This window comes from Streptomyces sp. NPDC002690 (genome assembly GCF_053592415.1).
In genome coordinates, this window is the sequence record NZ_JBSFVR010000555.1 from 1 (window position 1) to 3,367 (window position 3,367).

Here is a 3,367-nt window from a genome sequence, read left to right on the forward strand (position 1 = left end):
ATCGGCCGCTGGGCCGTCGAGCACGGGCTGTGGGTGCTGACCGACGAGATCTACGGGCCGTCCGCGTTAGGGTCGCGGAGTGCTTGATACAACGCCCTTGATCACCGTCGTGGACCGTTTCGCCGACCGCCTGCGAGCCGCCCCGCAGAGCCGCCTCCAGCAGGGCACCGCCGAGCGGGCGCTGGCGGTGGCACGGGAGCTGAGCGCCCGCGCGCAGCGCGTGGAACGCCCGGGTCGGGAGCCGTACGTCATGCCGGACGGCGGGATGTTCGGCGTCGGGGACCAGGTGTCCGTCGCCGGCCACGATCTGGCGGTGGCACTGGAAACGGCCTCGCCCGGGGAACTGGACGAGGCCGTGCGGTACGTGACCGGGGCGGCGGCGCAAGCGTTCGCGTAGAGCCCGGAGCGTTCGGGCGGAGCCGGGGCCGCCCGCGCCCGCCCGGGTCAGAACGAGGCGATGACGCGGTCCGCGAGGATGTAGACGTTGTCCGCGCCGCAGGAGAAGGTCAGGGCGTAGGCGCCCGAGACACCCGAGCCGCCCAGCAGCACCGGCTGTTCGCCCGCGCGCAGGGAGTCCGCGAGCCGTTCGGCCGTCTCCCGGTGCCCCGGGGTCATGCAGAGGGTGGTGCCGTCGGCGAAGACGTACACGTCCAGGGTGCCGAGCGGACCGGGGCGTACGTCCGTCAGCCCGATGCCCGTACAGGCGAGCTCTTCCAGACGGTTCACCGTGCGCTCGTGGTCCGTGACCACCGGCGTGCGCACCGGGACGAAGTCCGGGTGGGACGGGTGGCGGCGGCGGGCGGCGGCCAGCTCCGGAGAGTCGTCCGCGAACTCCGCGGGCCCGGCCGCGGTCCCGGGATCCTCGCCCGGACCGGCCGCCTCGCGGGAGGCCGCCGAGTCGCCGAGCTCCGCCGACTCGGCGAACTCCCGCATCGCCTCGGTCACACCCGCGTCGTCGGGGTGGGCGGGAACGGTCGGGAAGGCGGCGAACACCGTCTCGTCGGTCTCGTCCGTCTCCTCGGCGAAGGGGAAAGCCAGCGCCTCCAGGCCGGTGAAGTCCGCCTGACGGGGAAGGAAGTACGGGGCGTCCTCGGCGAGGCCGGCCAGCCCGCCCAGCAGGGACGGGGCGTCGGCCGCGTCACGGGCCTCCTGCGCCGCCCAGAAGGCGCGCGCCTCGGCCAGTTCTCGTTCCCGCTCCTCGGCGAGAGCCTCCGACACGGCCGCGCGTATCTCGTCGGGAGCGGCGCCGGTGCGGCTCTGTGCCGGGACCGTGCGGGTCAGCTCCCTGTCCCGGGCGAGCTCCTCGCGCAGCCCGGCGACCTGCCGGTGCAGTCCGCGAGCGGTGTGCACGGCGGCGGCGCCCACGGCCGTGGCTGCGGCGGTGGTCAGCAACAGGGCAAACGACATGGCGCTCACTGACATACTCCCGGTCTCTATCGATACCCCCGACTTCCTACATCAGCTTGTCCTGTCCTTCCGCCGACCGTCAGTGCAAAACGTCACGAACTGGACAGGACCTTGGTCCCGGCGTTTCCGCCCGACCCCCTCTGAGCTGCGGAAACGATGGCGCTCGGGGACGCACATCACATCCTGGGGGAGATTCGGTCACGGTGCGGGCTCGACGGGATTCGCCGACACCTCGCGGAGGCAGGCGACGCCCCTCCGGGGGGAACGCGCGGCCCGTCGCCCCGGGCCCCGTGCCGGTGGGGCGCCCGCACACGGAGCCGGGCGGAGGGATTCCCCCGCCCGGCTCCGGCTGATGCGGCGCGCTGACCGGCGCGCCGGCCGGCTCGGTCCCGGCGGGTCAGCTGAGGCGCTCGATGACCATGGCCATGCCCTGGCCGCCGCCGACGCACATGGTCTCCAGGCCGAACTGCTTGTCGTGGAACTGGAGGCTGTTGATCAGGGTGCCGGTGATGCGGGCGCCCGTCATGCCGAAGGGGTGGCCGACCGCGATGGCCCCGCCGTTGACGTTGACCTTCTCCAGCGGCAGGCCGAGGTCCCGGTAGGAGGGGATGACCTGGGCGGCGAAGGCCTCGTTGAGTTCGGCGAGGTCGATGTCGTCCACGGTGAGGCCGGCGCGCTTCAGCGCCTGCTTGCTGGCCTCGACCGGCCCGTATCCCATGATCTCGGGGGAGAGGCCGGAGACGCCGGTGGAGACGATCCGGGCGAGCGGGGTCAGGCCCAGCTCGCGGGCCTTGGTGTCGGACATGATCACGAGGGCGGCGGCGCCGTCGTTGAGCGGGCAGCAGTTGCCGGCGGTGACCAGGCCGTCGGGGCGGAAGACCGGCTTCAGCCCGGAGACGCCCTCCAGCGTGACGCCCGCGCGCGGGCCGTCGTCCTTGGAGACGACCGTGCCGTCCGGGGTGGTGACGGGGGTGATCTCGCGCTCCCAGAAACCGTTCTTCAGGGCTTCCTCGGCCAGGTTCTGGGACCGTACGCCGAACTCGTCCATCTCCGCCCGGCTGATGCCCTTGAGGCGGGCCAGGTTCTCGGCGGTCTGCCCCATCGAGATGTACGCGTCCGGGATCAGCCCGTCCTCGCGCGGGTCGTGCCAGTCGCTGCCGGACTGCTCGGCGCGGGCAGCCGTACGAGCCTCGGCCTCGGCGAAGAGCGGGTTGCGGGTGTCCGGCAGGCTGTCGGAGTTCCCCTTGGCGAAGCGGGAGACCATCTCGACACCGGCCGAGATGAAGACGTCGCCCTCACCTGCCTTGATGGCGTGCAGCGCCATGCGGCTGGTCTGGAGCGAGGAGGAGCAGTAGCGGGTGACCGTACAGCCCGGCAGGTGGTCCATCCCCATCTGTACGGCGACGACGCGGCCCAGGTTGTTGCCCTGCTCGCCGCCGGGAAGGCCGCAGCCGAGCATCAGGTCGTCGATGTCCCTCGGGTCCAGCTCGGGGATCTTCGCCAGCGCGGTCTGGATGATGGTGGCGGTCAGGTCGTCGGCGCGCAGGTCCTTGAGCGACCCCTTGAAGGCGCGGCCGATGGGCGAACGGGCGGCAGAGACGATCACGGCTTCGGGCATCACGCGGCTCCAGGGGGACGGGAAGGCTCAACGACGGTACGGCCGTGGCCGGGCGGGACGCGACCGGACGGCCGGGCAGGCGGACCGGCCGGAACCACCGCGGAACGGTGGACCCCGCCGGACCGTTCCGGCATCACTGTCTGGGAAGTTACCCGTACGTCAGGCCGAGGTCACCGGCCTGACCGTGTGATGCGGACCTCTTTTCTAAGCGCTTGCTCAGCCTTCTCGCGCGGTGCTCGCCCGGCCTTTCCGCGGACCGCTCGCCCGGCTTTCCGCAGGCCGTCCGTCCGTTCTTCCCGCAGGCCGGCCGCCGTTCTCCTCACGGGCGCCGCCGCGCCGCGC

At 72.5% G+C, this 3,367-nt stretch carries 3 protein-coding genes; 1 reads left to right on the forward strand and 2 read right to left on the reverse strand.

Annotated features, from left to right (window positions below; genetic code table 11):
• The first annotated feature begins 79 nt into the window (after positions 1 to 79).
• Positions 80 to 397, forward strand: a complete 318-nt coding sequence (locus tag ACWD3D_RS35075; protein ID WP_451464732.1) for a hypothetical protein — start codon at positions 80 to 82, stop codon at positions 395 to 397.
• Between the two features lie 47 nt (positions 398 to 444).
• Here the strand turns inward: ACWD3D_RS35075 and ACWD3D_RS35080 are convergent, their stop codons facing one another.
• Together ACWD3D_RS35080 and ACWD3D_RS35085 are read right to left on the reverse strand one after the other, a co-directional pair.
• Positions 445 to 1,392 carry a hypothetical protein gene (locus ACWD3D_RS35080; RefSeq protein ID WP_451464734.1) on the reverse strand — a complete coding sequence of 316 codons (948 nt, stop codon included), beginning with the start codon at positions 1,390 to 1,392 and terminating at the stop codon, positions 445 to 447.
• A gap of 412 nt (positions 1,393 to 1,804) precedes the next feature.
• Positions 1,805 to 3,025, reverse strand: a complete 1,221-nt coding sequence (locus tag ACWD3D_RS35085) for an acetyl-CoA C-acetyltransferase (RefSeq protein ID WP_451464733.1) — start codon at positions 3,023 to 3,025, stop codon at positions 1,805 to 1,807.
• Positions 3,026 to 3,367 lie beyond the last annotated feature (342 nt).

Excerpts from the sequence above, each read along its gene's own strand:
- ACWD3D_RS35085 (WP_451464733.1), bottom strand. The coding sequence starts at position 3,025 with ATGCCCGAAGCCGTGATCGTCTCTGCCGCCCGTTCGCCCATCGGCCGC.